Genomic DNA, 22245 nt, shown 5'->3' with positions numbered 1-22245 from the left:
TCGGCGATTTGTTGCGCCGCCCTGTCCCGGCCCGGTGAAACGGTGGAAATCCGCTGGTCCTGGGCGGAATGACAGCCCTCGGGCGGAGGTCAGGCGCGGTGGGGGTCAGGCGGGCGAACCGGAGGAGAAGCGCCGCAGCAGCGGCGAGAGCACCAGCACCGACTTGGTGCGCTCCACGAAGGGCTCGCCCGCGATCCGTTCCAGGACCCGTTCGAAGTGCCGCATGTCGGAGGCGAAGACCTGGAGGACGGCGTCGGCCTCACCGGTGACGGTGGAGGCGGAGGCGATCTCCGGATAGCGCTTCAGGCCGCGTTCGATGGCCTCCGGCGAGGTGTTGCTGCGGCAGTACAGCTCGATGAACCCCTCGGTCTCCCAGCCGAGCGCCGCCGGGTCGACCCGTACCGTGAAACCGGTGATGGCACCGGTCTCCCGCAGCCGGTCCACGCGGCGCTTCACCGCCGGGGCGGAGAGCCCGACCAGCGAGCCGATGTCGGCGTAGGAGCGGCGGGCGTCCTCCGCGAGGGCGTGGACGATGCGTTCGTCGAGGTCATTCAGTCGCACTGCGGGGTGATCACTTCTCTGCGGCGGCCGGGGCCGGGGGACGGGGGCGGTGCGATACCGCCACCCGCAGTAGACCACGGACGCGCGCCCGCTCCGGCACACCGGGTCCGCAGGGGTGACCCGGTGCGCCCGAGCGGGTCCGGGGGCGCCTCAGCCGCTCGCGAGCAGCCCCTCGCGGAGCCGGGTGGTGATCCGGGTCAGCAGCCGGGACACATGCATCTGGGAGACCCCCAGCTCGGCGCCGATCTCCGACTGGGTCAGCTCCTCGCCGAAGCGCATCCGCAGAATGCGGCGGTCCCGTTCGCCCAGTTCCTCGATGAGCGGCTTGAGCGCCTGGACGTTCTCGGCGATCTCCAGACCGGCGTCGGGTGCGCCCAGCCGGTCGGAGAGCGAGCTGGTGGTGTGGTCGGAGGAGTCCTCCAGGGGCATGTCGATCGAGCCGGCCGTGTAGCCGTTGGCGGCGACGACGCCCTCGATGACCTCCTGCTCGTCGATGCCGAGGTGCTCGGCCAGCTCCCGGGTGGTCGGCGAGCGGTCCAGCCGCTGGGAGAGGTCGTCGGTGGCCTTGGCCAGGTCGATCCGCAGCTCCTGGAGGCGCCGGGGCACATGCACGGCCCAGCTCGTGTCCCGGAAGAACCGCTTGATCTCCCCGACGATGTACGGGACGGCGAAGGTCGCGAACTCCACCTCACGGCTCAGCTCGAACCGGTCGATCGCCTTGATCAGGCCGATCGTGCCGACCTGGATGATGTCCTCCATCTGCTCGGCCCGGTTGCGGAACCGTCCGGCGGCGTACTTCACCAGCGCCAGGTTGAGCTCGATGAGGGTGTTGCGGACGTACTGGTGGTCGCGGGTGCCCTCGTCCAGGTGTGCCAGCCGCTCGAAGAAGATCCGGGAGATCTCACGGGCGTCCCGGGGCGCAACTTCGCCGGGGTTCGTCACCTCCGGCAGGTCCAGCTCTGGGCTCGGGCACCGTGTTCCGTCGATGAGTCCGGTCGTGACCTGGCTCGCCGTGGACACTTCGTCCTCCCCTGCTCCGTGGTCAGTGCAGGGGCGCGCCTACCCCGAACGATTCCTTCCATGCGGAGAAATTCGCCGGGGCGGGACGGAGGCGGTCCGGACCCGCCCCGCGGCGGGGCGGGTCCGGCGGCCGGGGGCTCAGCTCCAGCTGGCGTGGAGCGGCTTGCCCTCCGCGTATCCGGCGGCGCTCTGGACACCGACGACGGCGCGCTCCGCGAACTCCTCCAGCGAGGCGGCGCCCGCGTAGGTGCAGGAGGAGCGGACGCCCGCGATGATCGAGTCGATCAGGTCCTCGACACCCGGGCGCTCCGGGTCGAGGAACATCCGGGAGGTGGAGATGCCCTCCTCGAAGAGCGCCTTGCGGGCGCGGTCGTACGCCGACTCCTCGCTGGTGCGGTTGCGCACGGCGCGGGCGGAGGCCATGCCGAAGGACTCCTTGTAGAGCCGCCCGTCGGCGGTCTGCTGGAGGTCGCCCGGCGACTCGTACGTCCCGGCGAACCAGGAGCCGACCATGACGTTGGACGCGCCGGCGGCGAGCGCCATGGCGACGTCGCGGGGGTGGCGGACCCCGCCGTCGGCCCAGACGTGCTTGCCGTACTTCTTCGCCTCGGCGGCGCACTCCAGGACGGCGGAGAACTGCGGACGGCCGACACCGGTCATCATCCGGGTGGTGCACATGGCGCCGGGGCCCACGCCGACCTTGATGATGTCGGCGCCCGCCTCGATCAGATCGCGCACGCCCTCGGCGGCGACGATGTTGCCCGCGACGATCGGGACCTTCGGGTCGAGCGCGCGGACCGCCTTGATCGCGGCGATCATCGACTCCTGGTGGCCGTGGGCGGTGTCCACCACGAGGGTGTCCACACCGGCGTCCAGGAGCTGCTTGGCCTTGCCCGCCACATCGCCGTTGATCCCGACGGCGGCGGCGATCCGCAGCCCGCCGCGCTCGTCCACGGCCGGGGTGTAGAGGGTGGCGCGCAGCGCGCCCTTGCGGGTGAGGATGCCCGCGAGGCGGCCCTCCCCGTCCACGGCGGGGGCGTAGCGGCGGTTGGCGTGGTCCAGCCGGTTGAAGGCGTCCCGGGGGTCGATGTCGGCGTCCAGGATCAGCAGATCCGTGGACATGACCTCGCTGAGCTGGGTGAAGCGGTCCACGCCGCTGAGGTCGGCGTCGGTCACCACACCGACGGGCCGGTGGTCCTCGTCCACGACCACGCCCGCCTCGTGGGCGCGCTTGGGCAGCAGCGCCAGGGCGTCGGCGACGGTCTGGTGCGGGGCGAGCACGATGGGGGTGTCCAGCACCAGATGGCGGGTCTTGACCCAGGAGACGACATCGGTGACGACGTCGATGGGGATGTCCTGGGGGATGACGACCAGGCCGCCGCGGCGGGCCACGGTCTCGGCCATCCGGCGTCCGGAGATGGCGGTCATATTGGCGACGACCAGCGGGATCGTGGTGCCGGTGCCGTCGGGGGCCGAGAGGTCCACGCCCTGGCGGGAGCCGACGGCCGAACGGCTGGGGACCATGAACACATCGTCGTACGTCAGGTCGTACGGCGGCTTCAGATCATTGAGAAAACGCACGTGCAGAACATCCCGGTGGATTGGAGTTGGCCCCCCGGCGGCTGCGCGGGGGAAAACGCACGTACTTCATTCTCACACGAGCCGATGGCTGGATGTGGTGGGACGAAGCTCCAGCTCATGGGGGTCCCGGAAGGCAGATCCTCCAAAGGCCCTCTAGAGATCCGCCCGGTCAGCGCGGTCGGCCCGGTCCGGAACGGGCGAGGAGGCGGCGGACGGCGGCCTCGGCGGCCCGGCGCAGCGGGGCGGGGCGCCGGGGCAGGCCCGAGGCGCGGGGGGAGGGGTCCATCAGACACCCGGCGACCAGGGGTCCGAGCCCGGCGACGGGGCGGGGCAGCCGGGCGGCGAAGACGGAGCGCGCCGAGCGCCACAGGGCCCGGCCCTCGGGGGTGGGGCGGAAGGTGCGGGCCTCGTAGCCGTCGGTGAAGTCGGCCAGCGGCTGATATCCGGTGGGCAGGCCGGTCAGGCCCATGCGGTGCCCGAGCGCGGTGTAGAAGGCGTGGGCGGCGTCCCGTTCGGCGGGGGTGACGGGACGGGGTCCGCAGCGGTCGAGGAAGCGCAGCGGATGGACGCAGAAGAGGCCGAGGACATAGACGAAGGCGTCGTCCCCGACGGGCAGCCCGCGGTGGACCGCGCGCAGCCGGGCCAGGCTCTCCCGGGCCTCGGGGGTGTCGAATCCCTGGTCGAGGAGGAGGAAGAGGGGGAGTCCCGTGGCTTTGGCACGGGCCATCGGCTCGCTGCCCATCCGTCCGGTTCCGGCCAGGACGGCGGCTATCCCGGGGACGGCGAAGCAGCGGTAGAAGGCGAGGTTGAGGCCGATCCTGAGGGCGGTGGGATGGCTGTGCGCGAGCCGCCGGTAGGCCGCCCAGGAGGGCTCGGCGCCGGGCGGGCCCGCGGACGGGCCGGGCCGGGAGGAAGGCGTCGGAGGGGGCGGCGGGGAGGGTGTCGGAGAGGGCAAGGGCGCGGCTTCCTCGGGTCGGGGTCGGTGTCGGCGGAGCGGTCGGTCGCACGGGGCGGACGCGGCGCGGAACGGATACGGCGCGCGGGACGGGCAGGGCGGGCGGGCGGTGCCACGGTCCGGCGGCGGTCACTCGGGGTGTCCCAGCGCGGCCAGGACCGCCGGGTGGTCCAGATGGCGGGAGACCCGTACGAGCTGTTCGCGTTCGACCCGGGCGTCGGCTCCGGTCGCGAGGGCGCCGGTGCCGGTGCCGGTGGCCGCCCGGCCGGGGGCGAAGGCCCGGGGCAGGAGCCCGGAGCGGGCCCGGACCACGGCCGCGAGCAGCCCCGCCGCCTCCTGCGCGGCCCGCAGATCGGCGCCGCTGAGCCCATGGCGCTCGGCCGTGTCCGCGACCGCCCGGGCGGCGGCCGGTGAGCGGTAGGGGTGCAGGGAGCGCCGGGCGTCGGTGATCTCGACGATCCGCCGGGTGAGCAGAAAGCCGATGCCGCCGAGGGCCAGCCGCTCCGTCAGCGGCCCCGCCGACGCCGGTACCCGCCGGGGCGCGTGCTCGCGCACGACCGCCCGCCAGAGCGGGGCGAGCAGCCGGTAGTCCCTCCGGTCGGCGAGCCAGCGGCCGAGGACCGGATGGAAGAATCCGGCCACGATCACCAGGGCGCCGAGCGCGGAGACCATCGGCCCGACCACATCGCTCAGGACGTCGGCGCGGTAGGCGCCGGTGGCGGCGCCGAGGATCGCGATCGCTTTGACGACCCCGTACACGGAACAGATCAGGGTCCCGGCCGTGACGCACAGCAGCCCGCGCCGCACCCTCGCCTCGTGCGCCCCGACCAGCCGCAGCCGCCCCCGGCAGACGGCGGCCACACTGAGACAGGCCGTGAACCATCCGGCCTGGTAGACGAGGAGGAAGGCCAGCGGCACGGGTTCCTTGGCGTGTTCCATGTCGAACGTGAGCGGGGTCTCGGGGCCGCCGGGCCGGTCGAGGAGGAAGAGGGCGACGAGCACCGCGGCGAGAGCGGCGTGCCGCAGGATCGGCCCGCGGACGCGGGGCGGCCTCCCGCAGGCGCCCAGCCGCCCGGTGGGGGTCCACAGCGCCACCATGGCCTGGGCGAGTCCGCCGTAGACCAGGACGGAGGTGTAGACGAGGAGGGTGCCGATGTTGGGGACCCCGGTGAACGCCCCCGCCGCGCGGTAGACGGTCGGGGCGCCGAAGACGAACGCGGTGCCGCCCCAGAACACGGCGACGGTGGTCAGGACGAGCGGCGGGGACGCGGTCACCCGCAGCCGGACCAGCCGCAGGACGACATTGCCGTACGCGGCGGCGCCGACGGTGAGGTAGACGGTGTCGTAGAGACGTTCAGACACCGGTGCCGCCGCCCTGGAAGGAGGCCGACAGCGCGGTGACGGGCGTACGGGACAGATCCAGGCACTGGAGCAGGACGGTACCGATGACCTCGGCCTCGATCTCCGCGTCGGCGTCGTACGCGCCCCGGCCGAGCACCATCCGCACGATCTCGGGGCTCACGGTGGAGAACAGCGCGTGCGCGGTCTCGTCGTCGAGGACGTCGTGGTCGGCGGGGCGGTGCCCGCGGTGGAGATGGACCAGTTCATGGCAGACGACCTGGTACTGGAGGACGGGTCCGGCGTTCGCGTCGACGACGATGTAGTCGGTGGTGTCGGACTGGGCGCAGTAGCCGGAGAGCCGGGGCTCCAGCGGTTCGACGAGCAGCCGGACGGGGCGGCCCCGGCGGGCCGCCACGGCGTCGACGACCTCCTGGAGCGAGGGGGCCTCGGACAGCCCCAGCTCGGTCCTGATCCGGCGCGCCCAGCGCCAGCGCATCCACCACAGGGTCAGGGCGCGCATGTCGCCACCTTCGCCGCCTTCCGGGAGTCGCCTTCGGTGCACCCACGCACCGGCACGGGGTGAATCCATCGGCGCGGGGCGCTCACGCACCGCCGCCGGGTGCCGGTCCGCCGGGGCCGTGCCCGGTCCCGGGTTCGCGGTACCCGGCCTCGTACCGGTCCACGAGCCGCCCGACCACCTGGCGCACCCGCCGGTCGGCGAGGGCCCGCAGCAGCCGCAGATTGGCCGTGGCCTCGACCACCTGGGGCGCGTCGTCGGCCAGGACGAGGAAGTCCCGGGTGTGGCCGAAACACGAGGCGACGGCGGTGAGCGGGCCCGCGCTGAAGTAGCCCACGTCGACGCCGAAGAAGTCGGCGTACTTCTGGGCGAGCACGATCGAGGGGTTGTTCCTGCCCGCCCGGAGATTGCCGACGTGCTGCTTGTTGCTCTTGAGCGCCTCGGCGACCTCGGTCTGGGTCATCCGCTTCCCGGTGCGGGGGGAGAGACGGGTGCGGAAGAGGCAGTCGAGGCGCTGGGCGAACAGCCGCTCGCGCTGGTGCTCGTCGATCGCCGGGTCCACGTCCTCGGGGCTCAGGGTGCCCGCGCGCAGCCCCTCCACATAGGCCAGGCCGACCCCGGCGCGGTCGGCGACCTCGGCGCTGGTCCAGGGGCGCTGGAGCGCGGCGGGCCGGATCACCGAGAACAGCAGCTCCAGCCGGGTGGCCACACGGGACGGCAGCTCCGCCGCGCCGGGCACTTCGGTCATGCGCCAGGGCCTCCGATCACCCGCCGCCGGACGGGGCACGCGCTTCTCCGCCCGCCCGTGGCGCGGTCGTCCGACGGCAGCAGTATGTGGGCGCGGCACCGGGGGGTCAAGAAAAACTGACACTGTCTCATATCAGGGCGCGCGGTGGTGCGTTGACGCCCGGATACCTCCGGGGCGCGTAGGGTAAAGAATTGTTGACCCACTCCGGGAAGGGGGTTGCCGCACCAGCGAGACAGGTCTCTTGTGCACGGGGGTGCCGTATGTCCCGCACGCGGTGGACATCTGGAGGTCCGGGACGCGGGGCGTGCCTCGCCGCCTCGGGCCCAGGGGCGGAGGACACCACCGCGTTGCGAGGTCAGTCTTATGTCACATCACCGGGCGGTCGCGCCCACGGCGGCACCGGCCACCCCCTGGATCACCGACCGCCCCGGCACCGCCGGAGCCGCGGGCAGGCGCCGCGCCCGCTCCTGGGACCCGGGCTGAACGGCCACGGTCCGTACGGAGCGCGGGGCCCCGGCCCGAGCGGACCGGAGCCCCGCGCTCCGTACTCCTGGACGTCAGCCGTGCCTCCCGGAGACCGGCCGCGCGGACGCCCGCCGCGCAGATGTCAGTCGTCCGGGTCCGCCCGGTCCAGGGCCGGGCGGGGGCTCGGCGGCCCCGCGAGCAGATGGTCGGCGGCGGCCGTGTCCGTCACCAGGCTGGTGACCAGACCGGAGCGGAGCACCGCCCCGATCGCGTCCGCCTTGCGCTGCCCGCCCGCGATCGCCACGACCTCGGGAATCCGGCGCAGCCGGTCCGCCTCCACCGTGATGCAGCGCTCCCCCAGATCGCGGCCGACCCGGCGGCCGTCCCCGTCGAAGAGGTGCGCGGACATCTCGGCGGCGACACCGTAGGAGGCGTAGCGCGCCCGCTCCTCCTCGCTGAGCATGTCGTGGACCGTCGAGATGCCCGGCTCCCAGGACCCGATGGAGACGGCCGCGACGGTGACCTTGTCGAAGTACTCGAAAGCGCGGGCGATGCCCGTCTGATGGCGCAGCGCCGCCGCCGTCGCCGCGTCGGGCAGCAGCATCGGCGCGTAGATGGGGTGGGCGTCCCCGCCGGAGACCTGGGCCGCCCGCCGGACGGCCTCCACCGAGCCGCGCTCGGCGGTCCCCGCGTCGTACACCCCGGTGAGCTGGACGACCGTGCACGGGGGCAGCCGGTCGAGCGCGGCGGCCATATGGATCGTGGAGCGGCCCCAGGCCAGCCCCAGTACATCGCCCTCGGTGACCAGCTCGCCGAGGAGATCGGCCGCCACCTCGCCCAGGTTCTCCGGGTCGGGCGACTCCTCGGCCTCCGCCGGGGACTCGACCACGACCGCGTGGCGCAGCCCGAAGTGGGCGCGCAGCGCGTCGGACCGCTCGGCGTCCAGCTCCGCCGGGACCCTGATCTCGATCCGTACGAGATCACGCTCCAGCGCGGTCTCCAGTACGCGCGCCACCTTGAAGCGGCTGACCCCGAACTCCTCCGCGATCTGGATCTTGGATTTGCCCTCCAGATAGAAGCGGCGGGCCATGGCCGCCGCCTGCACCAGCTCCGCGGGTCCCATCCGCATGGCTGACCGGCCCGTCGACACCGCGATCTCCTTCACTGCTGTTCACACTCCGGAGCCGCCATCCTGTCAGATCCGGGCGTTGTTGATCAGCCCGAATGGGCCGAGTCCGATTCGTTCTGCGGGACGGGACCCCCGAGGGGGCCCGTCGTACCGCCCGGCTCCCGTCTCCGGGACCACCCGCCGGGCGGCGGCGCAACCGCTCCGCCGTTTCTCACTCTCTCAGTGATGGCACGCCCAGCCCGCCGTGGCGAGGGTCGCTTCGGCCTTCTCCCGCAGCGCGCGCACCGCCCGCGCCGGGTCGTCCGCCCCGTAGACGGCCGAACCGGCGACGAACACATCGGCGCCCGCCTCGGCGCACCGCTCGATGGTGGCATCGGAGACCCCGCCGTCGACCTGGAGCCACAGTTCGAGCCCGTGTTTGCCGATCAGCTCCCGGGTCCGGCGGATCTTGGGCAGCATGATGTCGAGGAAGGACTGGCCGCCGAAGCCGGGCTCCACCGTCATGATCAGGAGCATGTCCAGTTCGGGGAGGAGATCCTCGTACGGCTCGATCGGGGTGGCGGGCTTGAGCGCCATCGAGGCGCGCGCGCCCTTGGCCCGGATCTCCCGGGCGAGCCGGACCGGGGCCGCCGCCGCCTCCACATGGAAGGTGACCGATCCGGCCCCCGCCTCCACGTACTGCGGGGCCCAGCGGTCGGGGTCGGCGATCATCAGATGGCAGTCCAGCGGGGTGTCCGTCGCCCGGCCGAGGGACTCCACCACCGGCACGCCCAGGGTCAGATTGGGCACGAAGTGGTTGTCCATCACATCGACATGGAGCCAGTCCGCGCCATCGACGGCCTTGGCCTCGTCCGCCAGACGGGAGAAGTCGGCGGAGAGAATGCTGGGATTGATCTGTACGGCCATGGACCAAGCCTGCCATGTCCCGGGGCGGTTCCCGCCCCCGGACGGCCATCGGCTCCGGACCGGGGGCGGCCGGGAGGGCCACACCTCCCGACAAAACCGACATTTCCCATGCCGGGCCCGGGGTCGGGGCCCGGCCCAGGGGCGTGCGGGGCTCAGGCGGTACGGCGCAGCAGCGCCAGATACATCGCGTCCGTGCCGTGCAGATGCGGCCAGAGCTGGATGTCGGGGCCGTCCCCCAGCGCGGGCACACCGGGCAGCAGCGGCCGGGCGTCCACCCACTCCGCCGCGACGGGGTCACCGCCCCGGCCGCGCAGCACGTCGTCCACGACCACCCGGGTCTCGGCGAGATGCGGCGAACAGGTCGCGTACCCCACCACTCCCCCGACCCGGACGGCCCGCAGGGCCTCGCGCAGCAGCGAGCGCTGGAGCGGGGCGAAGCCCTCCAGGTCCTCGGAGCGGCGGCGCCAGCGGGCCTCCGGGCGGCGGCGGAGCGCGCCGAGGCCGGAGCAGGGGACATCCATCAGGACCCGGTCGAAGCTGTCCGGCCGCCACGGCGGACGGGTGCCGTCGGCGGTGATCACCTGGTACGGGCCCGGATTGCCGGCCAGCGAACGGGCCACCAGACCCGCGCGGTGCGGCTGCTTCTCGGCGGCGAGCAGGGTGGCCCCCCGCCCGGCGGCCACCCCCGCGAGCAGGGCCGCCTTGCCGCCGGGCCCGGCGCAGCCGTCGAGCCAGCGGGCGTCGGGGCCCTCCAGCGGGGCGTTCGCCAGCGCCAGGGCCACCAGCTGGCTGCCCTCGTCCTGGACCCCGGCGCGGCCCTCGCGGACCGCGTCCAGCAGCCCCGGCTCACCGCCCTCGGCCAGCCGGACCGCGTACGGCGACCAGCGGCCCGGGAGCCCCGAGTCCTCGCCGAGCGCCGCCAGCAGCTCCTCGGGCGTGGACCGGCCGGGACGGGCGACCAGGGTCACCTCGGGCCGCTCGTTGTCGGCCGCCAGCAGATCCTCGATCCCGGCCCGGCCGCCGCCCAGCGCGTCCCACAGCGCGGAGACGATCCACCGGGGGTGCGAGTGGACGACCGCGAGATGCTCCTCGGCGTCCTTCTCGTACGGCGGGGCGACCCGCTCGACCCAGGTGTCCAGGTCGTCCCGGGCGATCCTGCGCAGCACCGCGTTGACGAACTTCGCCCGCCCGTCGCCGAGGACCACCCGGGCCAGCTCCACCGTCGCGGAGACGGCGGCGTGGCTCGGGATACGGGTCCCCAGGAGCTGGTGGGCGCCGAGCGAGAGCACATCGAGGACCGGCGGGTCGACCTCGCGCAGCGGCCGGTCGACACAGGCCGCGATCACGGCGTCATAGGTGCCCTGGAGGCGCAGGGTGCCGTACACCAGCTCGGTGGCGAGCGCCGCGTCGCGGGCGTCGAAGTCGCCCTTCTCCCGGGCCTTCCGCAGCAGCGGGGGCAGGACGAGGTTCGCGTACGCGTCCCGCTCATCGACGGCCCGCAGCGCCTCGAAGGCGAGGATGCGGACGGGGTCCTTCTTCGGGCGGCGGTAGGGCTTGGCGGCCCGGCGGGGGCCGGCGGGACGTGCCTGGTCGTTCAAAGGTGCTCCGCTGTCAAGGGGTCCGAACCCTGCAAGGGTAGTCCCTGCGGCCGGACCCCGCCCCGGCGGACCGGGGCGGGCGGACGGCGCCGCCGGGAGGGCTCAGCCGTTCCCCGGGGCCCCGGGGGCCGCCGCGGCGCCCAGGTGCTCCCCGGGGGCGATCCGCACCCCGCGGGCCCAGTCGGCGGCCTTCATCGGCTTCTTGCCCTGGGGCTGGACCCACAGCAGCTCCACGGCGTGCGACCCGGTGCCCACGTGGACGTCGTTCTTCCCGGCGGCCAGCGCCCCCGGGGCGAGGTCGGCGCGGTCCGGGACGAGCCGTACGGAGACCAGCTTCAGCCGCTCGCCGCGGAACTCCGTCCAGGCGCCCGGGGCGGGGGTGCAGCCCCGTACCACCCGGTCGACCCGGAGCGCGGGGGCGTGCCAGTCGACCCGGGCGTCGTCGACCGTGAGCTTGGGGGCGAGCGAGACGCCCTCCGCGGGCTGCGGAACCGCGGTCAGGGTGCCGTCCTCGATGCCGTCCATGGTGGCGGTGAGCAGCCCCGCGCCCGCGAAGGCCAGCCGGGTCAGCAGATCACCGCTGGTGTCGGTGGGACGGACGCCCTCCGTGAGCACGCCGTAGACGGGTCCCGAGTCCAGCCCCCGTTCGATCTGGAACGTGGAGGCCCCGGTCAGCTCGTCCCCGGCGAGCACCGCGTGCTGGACGGGCGCCGCGCCGCGCCAGGCGGGCAGCAGCGAGAAGTGGAGGTTGACCCAGCCCCGGGCGGGGACGTCCAGCGCGACCTGGGGCAGCAGCGCGCCGTAGGCGACGACCGGGCAGCAGTCGGGGCCGATCTCGCGCAGCCGGGCCAGGAAGTCCTCGTCGCGCGGGCTCGCGGGCTTCAGGACCTCGATACCGGCCTCCTCCGCGCGCTGGGCCACGGGGCTGGCGACCAGCCGCCGGCCGCGCCCCGCGGGGGCGTCCGGCCGGGTGACGACGGCGGCCACCTCGTGCCGCTCGGAGGCGATCAGGGCGTCCAGGGCGGGTACGGCGACCTCGGGGGTGCCTGCGAAGACGAGCTTCATCGGTGCTGACTGCCTCTCGGGCCGCGGTGCGCGGCGGAGCCGGTGACAAATGCGACGATCATCGGCGCCCCAGTCTATGCCGGATCCCGGCGGGGGGAGCGCGGGGGGCCGGGGGGCACCGCGGGGGGCGTACGGGAGCCCGCACGCCCTGGAGGTTCGCTCTTACGCCCCCGCACCGTGACCAGATCGCCGGGTGGCGCGTTGGTCAAGAGAGATTGACCCGAAGCGGGCCGCCCGGAAGCGATGCCGGACGCGATGCGGCCCGACCCCTTTCAACGCCGGTTCGAGAGGCTTCCCAATGGCCGACCACGCAACCCACGACGCCCAAGCCCGAGCAAGTCTGCACTTGTTGGTGCGGGACATCGAGCGGGTCCGCCGGCAGGTGGACGCATTGCGCACCCTCACCGCCCAGCTGGGCAATGTCTACCGCCCGCGCCGCTCCGGGCCCTCCACGGGCTTCGTCGTCTACGGCAGGGCCCCCGCCCCGACGGTCCGCCTCGCGCAGGAGCTCCGGGACAGCGTCGAGACGCTGGTGACGGCGGCGGTCGACTTCGACCGCTCGCTGGGGTTCTCCTGGGACGCGGTGGGATCGGCGCTCGGGGTCACCAAACAGGCGGTGCACCGCCGGTACGGGGCCCGCAGGGCCACACCGCAGACGGTGGCCGGGGACGAGCGGGCCCCGGAGCCCGCGGGGGCCCGCGCACTGCCGGGGCCGACGCTGCCGGCCGCGGTGCCCGCGGCGCGGGCGATGCCGCCGCAGCACCTGGTCGCCGGCCAGCCGCTGCGCGACGACCCCCGCCCCGGCGCCTTCCCCGGCCCCCGCAACGGCTGACCTCACCGCGCGGCCCCCGCCCTTCCCCCGGGGGCCGCGCCGGGGACGACCAGTGGCGCACAGGCCGCGCCCCTTCCGCCGGGGCATCCCCCGGAGGCCGTTTCTGTGCGGGCGACCCGGGGCAGCTCCAGCCCCTGGGGGCACGCACCCCCTCCGGGAGGGCTGAGGACGGGCCCCCGCACCACGCGGGCCCGTGCCCCGTGGTGGGGGTGCGGGGTCGTCTCCCCCGGCAGGACCCGGAGCCGTCCGTCTCCCACCGGGCGGGAGTGTGCCCACGTCCCGCACCGGGTGTCCGTCTCCCCGTGGTGGGGCCCCTGGTCGGGACCCGGGGCCGCCTTTCTCCCACCGGGCGGGACTGCGCCCACTGCGTGCAGGAGGGGCCTGCGGCTCCCCCTTCCCACCGGGCGGAGGTGTGCCCACTCCCCGCACCGAGTGGGCCGTCTCCCCGTGGTGGGGGGTGCAGGGTCGTCCCCGGAAGGGACCGGCGGACGCTGACCCGCGTCCAGACATCGAACGCCCGGTCTGCCGGCCCTGAGGAGTCGAGCCCGGAGGCCCCCACCCCCGCACCCGACGACCGACCCGAGCAAAACAAGCCCGTCCGGCGATTGAGGACGGACCCCGCACCCCACGCAAGGCTCACGCGCAAGCCGACGAACCCCCGCGCGGCCCCGTCGTCGGGGGCCAGCCCCCGAACCCCCGCTCCTCAAACGCCGGAGAGGCTGATTAAGTGCGGGCCAACGGCTAGCCGATGTCCAGCGGATCGACGCGAACACGCACCTGCGGTGTGCCCGCGCGAGCCATGCGCGTGGCCTGGGCGGATTTGAGGGCGGAGGCGAGGGCGGCGCCACTGCCGGGGGGGACGCGGAGAAGGACGCGGTCCCAGACCTCACCCACGGGCGGCTCGCCCGGTCGCCTCGGACGCCCGGGCGGCGGCTGCGGCAGCCGCACCGGCCCCAGCACCTCCGCCTCGGGCGGCAACGCGGCCGAGGCGACGAGCGCCTCGACCGCCGCGGCGGGCCCCGTCACCGAGGCCATGCGCGACACCGGTGGGAACCTCAGCTCCGCCCGGTCCGCCAGCTCCCGCCGCGCGTGCCCGGTGGGGTCCCACCGCACCAGCGCCTGCACCGGTCTGAGCGTCGGCTCGGCCACGACGACCACGGTGCCGCCCTCGCCCTGCGGGCGGACCAGCGCGGCGGCGTCGATCCAGCGCCGCAGCGCCTCCTCGCCCGCGCGCAGATCGGGCCGGGTGAGCAGGGCCCAGCCGTCGAGGAGGAGGGCCGCCGCGTAGCCCCCGTCGGCGACGGGCTCCGCGCCGGGGGTGCTGACGACGAGCGCGGGGCGCCCGGGGACCGCGTCCAGGACCTGGTCCCGCCCGGAGGTCCGCACCGGGACCGCGGGAAAGGCCCGCCCCAGCTCCTCCGCCGTGCGCCGCGCCCCCACCACCCGGGCGCGCAGCCGGGTGCCGCCGCACTCGGGGCAGTGCCAGCCGTTCGCGTCCCGTCCGCACCAGCGGCAGCCGGTCCGGTCCTCGCCGGTGGCCTCCAGCGGGCCCGCGCAGTGGCCGCAGCGCGCGGGGGCGCGGCAGCGCGCGCAGCCGAGCCCGGGGACATAGCCGTGCCGGGGCACCTGGACCAGGACCGGCCCGCTCTTCAGGCCCTCCCGGACGGTCTGCCAGGCCAGGCTGGGGAGGCGGGCGGCGCGGGCTGCCTCGTCCCGGGCCAGCTCCTCGTCCCCGACGGTACGGATCAGGGGCGCGGCGGCGCGCACCTGCTCCCGCTCGGCGGCCAGCGGCAGCGCCCAGCCGCTCTCGACGAGCTGGGCGGCCTCCACGGTGCAGCTCGTGGAGCCGAGCAGAAAGGCACAGCGCTCCTGCGCGGAGCGCAGTTCGAGGACTTCGCGGACATGGGGGAAGGGGGCGTTCTCGTCGCTGTGGCTGGAGTCCCCGTCGTCCCAGACCACGACCAGCCCGGGGTGGTGGACGGGCGCGAACATGGCGGCGCGGGTGCCGACGACGGCGCGCACCGAGCCGCGGCGGACGGCGAGCCACTGGCGGTAGCGCTCCTCGGGCCCGGACTCGGCGGTCAGCAGCGCGTGGCGGCCCGCGCCCAGCAGGGCGGTGAGGGCGGCGTCGACACGGGCGGCCCGTTTGCCGTCGGGGACGACGACGAGCGCGCCGCGCCCGGAGGAGAGGGTGGCGGCGACGGCGCGGGCCAGCTCCTCGGGCCAGTGCGGCCCGGGGAGCGCGGTCCACACGGCCCGGGGGGTGCCGCCGTTCGCGAGGGCGCGCAGAAAGGCCGGTCCGCTGCCGTACCGGGCCCAGCTTCCGGGCTCGGGGGCGGGCGGCGGCGGCAGCGGCTCGGGCGAGGGGCGGGACTCGGCCTTTCCGCTGCGCGGCGGCACGGCGAGCTGGAGTATGTCGGCCAGCGATCCTGCGTACCGGTCGGCGACGGCGCGGGCGAGCGCCAGCGTCCCGGGGCTCAGCACCGGCTCGGGCGAGACCACATAGGCGAGCGCGGCGAGCGCGCCGCTGTAGTCCGATGAGGCGCGGCGCTCCACGAGGAAGCCGTCGACGAGGCCGCCGCCCTCGCGGCGGCCCTCGCGCACCCGGTGCGCCCCGGCGCCGAAGCGGACCCGGACCCGGACCCCGGGCTGTGCGTCGGCGTCCAGCTCGGCGGGGACGGCGTAGTCGAAGTACTGGTCGAGGTGGAGCACGCCTTTGTTGACCACCACACGGGCGACGGGCAGCTCGGGGGCGAGCGCCGCCCCGCGCCAGGTGCGCGGCTTGGCCCGGGGGGTCTTCGCCCGGCGTACGGTCTCCCGGAGCAGCGCGAGCTGCTCGGGCCCTTCGGCGGCGGGCGGGCCGGGGGCGGCCCCCTCGGCGGCGGGCCCGTCGGGGCGCTGGTCTTGGCTGCTCACAGCCTCATTCGTACCAGAGGGCACGGACAGTCGGGCCCCGGGTACGGCGGCGGCCCCGCGCACCGCAGGGTGCCGGGGCCGTCGCCGGAGAAGGTCGCCGCCACTGGGCGAACGGGGTGGCTCAGAGGCCGGCCGCCGCGCGCAGCGCGTCGACGCGGTCGGTCCGCTCCCAGGTGAAGTCGGGCAGCTCACGGCCGAAGTGGCCGTACGCGGCGGTCCGGCCGTAGATCGGGCGCAGCAGGTCGAGGTCGCGGATGATCGCGGCCGGGCGGAGGTCGAAGACCTCGGAGATGGCCTGCTCGATGCGCTCGGTCTCGACGGTGGCGGTGCCGAAGGTCTCGACGAAGAGACCGACGGGCTCGGCCTTGCCGATGGCGTAGGCGACCTGGACCTCGCAGCGGGCGGCGAGCCCGGCGGCCACGACGTTCTTGGCGACCCAGCGCATGGCGTAGGCGGCGGAGCGGTCGACCTTGGACGGGTCCTTGCCGGAGAAGGCGCCGCCGCCGTGGCGGGCCATGCCGCCGTAGGTGTCGATGATGATCTTGCGGCCGGTGAGGCCGGCGTCACCCATCGGGCCGCCGATCTCGAAGCGGCCGGTCGGGTTCACCAGCAGCCGGTAGCCCTCGGTGTCCAGCTTGATGCCGTCCTCGACGAGCTGGGCGAGGACGTGCTCCACGACGAATTCGCGGATGTCGGGCGCGAGCAGCGAGTCCAGGTCGATGTCGGACGCGTGCTGGGAGGAGACCACGACCGTGTCGAGGCGGACGGCCTTGTCGCCGTCGTACTCGATGGTGACCTGCGTCTTGCCGTCGGGGCGCAGGTAGGGGATGGTGCCGTTCTTGCGGACCTCGGTGAGCCGGCGGGAGAGCCGGTGGGCGAGGTGGATGGGCAGCGGCATCAGCTCGGGGGTCTCGTCGCAGGCGTACCCGAACATCAGGCCCTGGTCACCGGCGCCCTGCCGGTCCAGGTCGTCGCCCTTGCCCCCGGTGCTGTCGACACGGGCCTCGTGGGAGGCGTCCACGCCCTGGGCGATGTCGGGCGACTGCGCGCCGATGGAGACCGAGACGCCGCAGGAGGCGCCGTCGAAGCCCTTCTTCGACGAGTCGTAACCGATCTCCAGGATGGTGTTGCGCACCAGCGTGGGAATGTCGGCGTAGGCCTGGGTGGTCACCTCGCCGGCCACATGGACCAGGCCGGTGGTGATCAGGGTCTCGACGGCCACACGGGAGGTCGGGTCCTCCGTGAGCAGGGCGTCGAGAATGGCGTCGCTGATCTGATCGGCGATCTTGTCGGGGTGACCCTCGGTCACGGACTCCGAGGTGAAGAGACGGCGGGACACATCGCTCCCTGGGGTTGCAGCGGCTGCTGGCTGATCATGGGTGGACCGGCAGGGGGCTGCGCCCCGCGACGTTCCAGAGGTCAGTTTATCCACCGCTCCCCCGCTCCGGACCACCCCGTCTCGATTCCCGAGAGCCCCGGTCCACGATCCGGCACGGTCGGCCCTGCTCTCGGCCACCCCTTCCGACCTGCGGATGTGTCCCCGAAACGGGGGTCATCGGGGGTCGTGGGAAGGGTCCGCTCAGTGGAACAGCGGCAGTGCGAGATCCCACACGGTGTCGGCCAGAGCCTCCTTGGGGCCGTGCGGCACCGGGGTCTCGGTGCCGTCGGCGGCGAGGACGACGGCCTCGTTCTCCTCGGCGCCGAAGGTCCGGTGCTCCCCCACCTCGTTGACGACCAGCAGATCGCAGCCCTTGCGCAGCAGCTTCGCCCGGCCGTTGGCGAGGACGTCGTCGGTCTCGGCGGCGAAGCCCACGATCACCTGATCGGCCCGGACCCGTTCGGCGGAGATCTCGGCGAGGATGTCGGGGTTGCGGACCAGGACGACGGGCGCGGGCTCCTCGCCGTCCTTCTTCTTGATCTTGCCTGCGGCGTACTCGGCGGGACGGAAGTCGGCCACGGCCGCCGCCATCACCACCGCGTCGGCGTCGGCCGCCGCGGCGAGGACCGCCGCGCGCAGTTCGACGGCGGTGCCGACATGGACGACGTCGACCCCGGCGGGGTCGGGGAGCCGGGTATTGGCCTCGACGAGGGTCACCCGGGCGCCGCGTGCGGCGGCGGTGCGGGCGAGGGCGTACCCCTGCTTGCCGGAGGAGCGGTTGCCGAGGAAGCGGACCGGGTCCAGGGGCTCCCGGGTGCCGCCCGCGCTGATCACCACATGCCGTCCGGCCAGGTCGGGGGCGGCGGTGCCGCGGGCCAGCACCCGGCGGCAGACCTCGAAGATCTCCGCGGGGTCGGGCAGCCGGCCCTTGCCGGTGTCGGCGCCGGTGAGACGGCCCACGGCGGGCTCGACGACGACGGCGCCCCGGCGACGCAGGGTGGCGACGTTCTCCTGCGTCGCGGGGTGCTCCCACATCTCGGTGTGCATCGCCGGGGCGAGGACGACGGGGCAGCGGGCGGTCAGCAGGGTGTTGGTGAGCAGATCGTCGGCGAGCCCGTGGGCGGCCTTCGCCAGCAGGTCCGCGGTGGCGGGGGCGACGACGACGAGATCGGCGCTCTGGCCGATCCGGACGTGCGGGACCTCGTGGACCTCGGACCAGACCTCGGTGGAGACGGGGTGCCCGGAGAGCGCGGCCCAGGTGGGGGCGCCCACGAAGTGCAGCGCGGACGCGGTCGGCACCACCCGGACGTCGTGTCCCGACTCGGTGAGGCGCCGCAGCAGCTCGCACGCCTTGTAGGCGGCGATGCCCCCGCTGACCCCCAGGACCACCTTCGGCTTCTCCACTGTGTCTCCCCGCACTCGGTCTCTCGGCGTGTCGGCCCGGCGGGCCCCGGCGGTATCCGCCCGCGGGGCCGATACCGACGTCCGCCTCCATCACACACCACAGGCCCGGCGGGAGTGCCGCCGGGCCTGGGGTGAAAGGGCTGTACGCCGTACGGGCAGGGCCCTACGGGCGCGCCGTGCCGCTGGTCAGTGGGCCGGACCGTCGATGGCCTCGGAGGTCAGCAGACCGGCGTTGATCTCACGCAGCGCGATCGACAGCGGCTTCTCGTGGACATGGGTGTCGACGAGCGGACCGACGTACTCCAGCAGGCCCTCGCCGAGCTGGGAGTAGTACGCGTTGATCTGACGGGCGCGCTTGGCCGCGTAGATCACGAGGCTGTACTTGGAGTCCGTGGCCTCAAGCAGCTCGTCGATCGGCGGGTTGATGATGCCCTCGGGCGCGGTGATGGAAGAGGACACGCTCTACCTTCCGTTGTGATTCTCGGAGACGCTTTCTCCTGGAGTGCCCAGGAGGTTCACTCGAAAGATCACTTCCCTGAAGACACCGTCATCAAGGCTAGCAGCTCACGGGAGACATCCTCGACGGAGGTGTTGACCAGGGTGGTGTCGAACTCGGACTCGGCGGCCAGCTCCACTGTCGCGGCGGCCAGTCTGCGCTCGATCACCTCGGCCGACTCGGTGCCCCGGCCGGTGAGTCTGCGGACCAGCTCGTCCCAGCTCGGCGGGGCGAGAAAGACCAGCCGGGAGTCGGGCATGGACTCCTTGACCTGGCGGGCGCCCTGGAGATCGATCTCCAGCAGCACCGGCTCACCGGCCGCCAGCCGCTCCAGGACCGCCTGCCGGGGGGTGCCGTAGCGGTTGCCCGCGAACTCGGCCCATTCCAGCAGCTCGCCATTTGCGATGAGCTTGTCGAATTCGTCGTCGCCGACGAAGAAATACTGCACGCCGTGGCGCTCGCCTGGGCGTGGCTTCCTGGTGGTGGCCGACACCGAGAGCCAGACCTCGGGGTGGACCTTGCGCATATGCGCGACGACCGTGCTCTTGCCGACCCCGGAGGGGCCGGAGAGCACGGTCAGCCGCGGACGTACCTCTACTGCCATGCAGCGATTATCCAGGTTCCCGGGGGTGCCCGGGAACGTCAGGCGGGGCCGCCGCCGAACTCGCGTTCCAGGGAAGCGATCTGGTTCGAGCCGAGACCGCGCACCCGGCGGCTCTCGGAGATCCCGAGCCGCTCCATGATCTGCTTGGCGCGGACCTTGCCCACGCCCGGCAGGGACTCCAGGAGGGCGGAGACCTTCATCTTGCCGATGACGTCGTTCTCCTGGCCCTGCTTGATGACCTCGTGGAGCGAGGCGCCGGAGTGCTTGAGTCGATTCTTGACCTCGGCCCGCTCCCGGCGAGCCGCGGCGGCCTTTTCGAGCGCGGCTGCGCGCTGTTCAGGGGTAAGGGGCGGAAGAGCCACGCCTACGTCACCTCGGATGTCGAACTGTCGGATGAAAGTCCGGTACGGAACCAGGAAATGCCCGCACCAGGGAAGGAACGAGCGACGCAGTACGCGTGCGCTCTCCGACGGAGACTAGCGGCCCGCACCGCTCCAGTCAGCGAGAACAAGCGAAAAGTCCTGGTCAGCATCGGCCGACCAGGACTTTTGCGACATATCGGCCGAGATTTCGGCCAAGTTTCTGTCAAGAGGGCGGGTACAGCTGTTTCACCGACGGCCTTTGCGTGGTCCCACCACGGATTATTCCGGGGTACGGAGCGGGTACTCGCGCCCGGGGGCGTGTCCTTTCACGCCCCCGATGACCACCTTTTCACTCTTACGCGCCCCCGCGTTCGCCCTTCTGGCCGGACACCCCGTCGGCGGCGGAGACGGCCGCCCGGATCTCCTCGGCGAAACGCTCGGCGGACGCCCGCAGGGCCGCCGGGTCGGGGCCGTGCCGCAGCACCCCCCGGCTGACGCTGGGCACCACCTGGCCGACCGCCGCGCCGAAGACAGCGGGCAGATCCGCCGGGGTCGCGCCCTGCGCCCCGATCCCGGGGGCCAGCAGCGGACCGTTGATCGCCAGGTCGACCCCGGCGTCGCCCAGGGTGGCGCCGACGACCGCGCCCACCGAGCCCATCGGCTCCGCCCCGGCGTTCTCGGCCGCCATCCGGTCCAGCATCAGCTGGGCCAGCGCCCGCCCGTCGGCGGCGGTGGCGCGCTGCACCTCGGCGCCCTCCGGGTTGGAGGTGAGCGCGAGGACGAAGACCCCCGAGCCGGAGCGGGCGGCCAGGTCGAGCGCCGGGCGCAGCGAGCCGAAGCCGAGGTACGGCGAGACGGTGACCGCGTCCGAGAAGAGCGGGGAGCCCGGGTCCAGATAGGTGGCGGCGTACGCGGCCATCGTGGAGCCGATGTCGCCGCGCTTGGCGTCCATCAGCACCAGGGCGCCCGCCTGGCGGGCCTCGGCGACGGCGGTCTCCAGGACGGCGACGCCGCGCGAGCCGAAGCGCTCGAAGAACGCGGACTGCGGCTTGAGCACCGCGACCCGGTCGGCCAGCGCCTCCACGGTGGTGCGGGTGAACCGCTCCAGGCCCGCGACGGTGTCGTCCAGGCCCCAGTCGGTGAGCAGGGAGGGGTGGGGGTCGATGCCGACACAGAGCGGGCCACGGGTGTCCATGGCCGTGCGCAGCCGGGCGCCGAAGGGGATCACGCGGCGCTCTCCTCGGTGGTGGCGGAAGCGGTACGGGCCTCGCGGACCCCGGCGCCGACGGCCTCGGCGAGGGTGGCGTAGGGGCTGGCGGCCAGGCGCGCGGCGAGGCCCTTGTGGACGGCGCGGCACCAGAACGGGCCCTGGTAGATGAAGGCGCTGTAGCCCTGGACCAGGGTGGCCCCGGCGAGGATGCGCTGCCAGGCGTCCTCGGCGGTCTCGACGCCGCCGACGCCCACAAGGGTGATCCGGTCGCCCACCCGGGCGTACAGCCGCCGCAGGACCTCCAGGGAGCGCTCCTTGAGCGGGGCGCCGGAGAGGCCGCCGGTCTCGGCGGTCAGCTCCGCCGGGGAGGCGAGGCCCTCGCGGGAGATGGTGGTGTTGGTGGCGATGATGCCGTCGAGGCCGAGTTCCACGGCGAGGTCGGCGACGGCGTCGACGTCCTCGTCCGCGAGATCGGGGGCGATCTTGACGAGCAGGGGGACCCGGCGGGAGGTGACCGTGCGGTCGGCGGCCTCGCGCACGGCGGTGAGCAGCGGTCGCAGCGCCTCGGTGGCCTGGAGGTTCCGCAGCCCGGGGGTGTTGGGCGAGGAGACGTTGACCACGAGGTAGTCGGCGTGGGCGGCGAGCCGCTCGGTGGAGGTGACGTAGTCGGCGACCGCCTCCGCCTCGGGGACGACCTTGGTCTTGCCGATGTTGACGCCGACGACGCCCCGGAAGACCGGACGGCGCTCGGCGAGCCGCTGGGCGACGGCCGCGGAGCCCTCGTTGTTGAAGCCCATGCGGTTGATCAGGGCCCGGTCGGGGATCAGCCGGAACAGCCGCTTCCTGGGGTTGCCCGGCTGGGCCAGACCGGTGACGGTGCCGATCTCGACATGGTCGAAGCCGAGCATCGTCAGACCGTCGATGGCGACGGCGTTCTTGTCGAAGCCCGCGGCGAGCCCGAAGGGCCCGTGCATCCGCAGTCCGAGGGCCTCGGTGCGCAGCTCCCGGTGGCGGGGGGCGAGCACGGCGGCGATGTACGTCCGCAGGACGGGTACGGAGGCGGCGCGCTGAATCCAGCCGACGGCCAGGTGGTGGGCGCGCTCGGGGTCCATCCGCCGGAAGACGAGGTCGAAGAGAAGTCGGTACATGGTGGGGTC

Annotated in this window: 20 protein-coding genes; 1 reads left to right on the top strand and 19 read right to left on the bottom strand. The window is 73.9% G+C overall.

What is annotated here, in order from left to right; genetic code table 11:
• Positions 1-105: 105 nt before the first annotated feature.
• The 11 genes from CRV15_RS24785 to fmt form a co-directional block, all read right to left on the bottom strand.
• Positions 106-561: an Lrp/AsnC family transcriptional regulator gene (locus tag CRV15_RS24785; protein ID WP_009995481.1), complete on the bottom strand. Its 456-nt coding sequence runs from the start codon at positions 559-561 to the stop codon at positions 106-108.
• 150 nt (positions 562-711) lie between these two features.
• The gene (locus tag CRV15_RS24780; protein WP_003958068.1) at positions 712-1581 is read right to left on the bottom strand and encodes an RNA polymerase sigma factor SigF; all 870 of its coding nucleotides are present in this window, start codon (positions 1579-1581) and stop codon (positions 712-714) included.
• Between the two features lie 138 nt (positions 1582-1719).
• The gene (locus CRV15_RS24775) at positions 1720-3162 is read right to left on the bottom strand and encodes a GuaB1 family IMP dehydrogenase-related protein (protein WP_003959726.1); all 1443 of its coding nucleotides are present in this window, start codon (positions 3160-3162) and stop codon (positions 1720-1722) included.
• A gap of 169 nt (positions 3163-3331) precedes the next feature.
• A complete protein-coding gene (locus tag CRV15_RS24770) occupies positions 3332-4117 on the bottom strand; it encodes an oxygenase MpaB family protein (RefSeq protein WP_003959727.1) in 786 nt (261 codons plus the stop codon).
• A gap of 129 nt (positions 4118-4246) precedes the next feature.
• Positions 4247-5479: an MAB_1171c family putative transporter gene (locus CRV15_RS24765; protein WP_003959728.1), complete on the bottom strand. Its 1233-nt coding sequence runs from the start codon at positions 5477-5479 to the stop codon at positions 4247-4249.
• The gene (locus CRV15_RS24760) at positions 5472-5978 is read right to left on the bottom strand and encodes a signal recognition particle subunit SRP19/SEC65 family protein (RefSeq protein ID WP_009995484.1); all 507 of its coding nucleotides are present in this window, start codon (positions 5976-5978) and stop codon (positions 5472-5474) included. Before CRV15_RS24760 ends, CRV15_RS24765 begins: the two co-directional genes overlap by 8 nt.
• Positions 5979-6060: 82 nt before the next feature.
• Positions 6061-6723: a helix-turn-helix transcriptional regulator gene (locus CRV15_RS24755; RefSeq protein WP_003959730.1), complete on the bottom strand. Its 663-nt coding sequence runs from the start codon at positions 6721-6723 to the stop codon at positions 6061-6063.
• A 607-nt stretch (positions 6724-7330) separates the two neighbouring features.
• Positions 7331-8311 (bottom strand): sugar-binding transcriptional regulator, encoded by a 981-nt coding sequence (locus CRV15_RS24750; RefSeq protein ID WP_063646035.1) that lies wholly within the window; start codon positions 8309-8311, stop codon positions 7331-7333.
• 225 nt (positions 8312-8536) lie between these two features.
• Entirely contained in the window at positions 8537-9223 is a 687-nt protein-coding gene (gene rpe, locus CRV15_RS24745; RefSeq protein ID WP_009995487.1) for a ribulose-phosphate 3-epimerase, read from the bottom strand.
• Between the two features lie 152 nt (positions 9224-9375).
• The gene (locus CRV15_RS24740; protein ID WP_003959734.1) at positions 9376-10821 is read right to left on the bottom strand and encodes an RsmB/NOP family class I SAM-dependent RNA methyltransferase; all 1446 of its coding nucleotides are present in this window, start codon (positions 10819-10821) and stop codon (positions 9376-9378) included.
• 102 nt (positions 10822-10923) lie between these two features.
• The gene (fmt, locus tag CRV15_RS24735; protein WP_003959735.1) at positions 10924-11886 is read right to left on the bottom strand and encodes a methionyl-tRNA formyltransferase; all 963 of its coding nucleotides are present in this window, start codon (positions 11884-11886) and stop codon (positions 10924-10926) included.
• 298 nt (positions 11887-12184) lie between these two features.
• Here fmt and CRV15_RS24730 point away from each other — a divergent pair, with 298 nt between their 5' ends.
• Positions 12185-12718, top strand: a complete 534-nt coding sequence (locus tag CRV15_RS24730) for a hypothetical protein (RefSeq protein WP_003959736.1) — start codon at positions 12185-12187, stop codon at positions 12716-12718.
• Between the two features lie 741 nt (positions 12719-13459).
• Here CRV15_RS24730 and CRV15_RS24715 read toward each other — a convergent pair.
• The 8 genes from CRV15_RS24715 to CRV15_RS24680 all read right to left on the bottom strand — a co-directional run bounded on the left by CRV15_RS24715 (position 13460) and on the right by CRV15_RS24680 (position 22236).
• Positions 13460-15634, bottom strand: a complete 2175-nt coding sequence (locus tag CRV15_RS24715; protein WP_009995489.1) for a primosomal protein N' — start codon at positions 15632-15634, stop codon at positions 13460-13462.
• Positions 15635-15755: 121 nt separating this feature from the next.
• Complete coding sequence (gene metK, locus CRV15_RS24710; protein WP_003956418.1) at positions 15756-16973, bottom strand: methionine adenosyltransferase; 1218 nt, start codon at positions 16971-16973, stop codon at positions 15756-15758.
• A gap of 240 nt (positions 16974-17213) precedes the next feature.
• Positions 17214-18416: a bifunctional phosphopantothenoylcysteine decarboxylase/phosphopantothenate--cysteine ligase CoaBC gene (coaBC, locus tag CRV15_RS24705; protein ID WP_009995492.1), complete on the bottom strand. Its 1203-nt coding sequence runs from the start codon at positions 18414-18416 to the stop codon at positions 17214-17216.
• Positions 18417-18602: 186 nt separating this feature from the next.
• A complete protein-coding gene (gene rpoZ / locus CRV15_RS24700; RefSeq protein ID WP_003956416.1) occupies positions 18603-18875 on the bottom strand; it encodes a DNA-directed RNA polymerase subunit omega in 273 nt (90 codons plus the stop codon).
• A gap of 68 nt (positions 18876-18943) precedes the next feature.
• Positions 18944-19516 carry a guanylate kinase gene (gene gmk, locus CRV15_RS24695; protein WP_003959740.1) on the bottom strand — a complete coding sequence of 191 codons (573 nt, stop codon included), beginning with the start codon at positions 19514-19516 and terminating at the stop codon, positions 18944-18946.
• A 38-nt stretch (positions 19517-19554) separates the two neighbouring features.
• On the bottom strand, positions 19555-19878 hold the full coding sequence (locus CRV15_RS24690; RefSeq protein WP_003956414.1) for an integration host factor: 324 nt from the start codon (positions 19876-19878) through the stop codon (positions 19555-19557).
• Positions 19879-20233: 355 nt separating this feature from the next.
• A complete protein-coding gene (gene pyrF, locus CRV15_RS24685) occupies positions 20234-21106 on the bottom strand; it encodes an orotidine-5'-phosphate decarboxylase (RefSeq protein WP_003956413.1) in 873 nt (290 codons plus the stop codon).
• Positions 21103-22236 (bottom strand): quinone-dependent dihydroorotate dehydrogenase, encoded by a 1134-nt coding sequence (locus CRV15_RS24680; protein ID WP_003956412.1) that lies wholly within the window; start codon positions 22234-22236, stop codon positions 21103-21105. Before CRV15_RS24680 ends, pyrF begins: the two co-directional genes overlap by 4 nt.
• Between the last annotated feature and the right edge of the window lie 9 nt (positions 22237-22245).

This window comes from Streptomyces clavuligerus (assembly GCF_005519465.1).
GTDB classification, from domain to species: Bacteria; Actinomycetota; Actinomycetes; order Streptomycetales; family Streptomycetaceae; genus Streptomyces; species Streptomyces clavuligerus.
The sequence above is the reverse complement of the archived record's forward strand: the minus strand, read 5'-3'. Positions and strand labels throughout refer to the sequence as shown.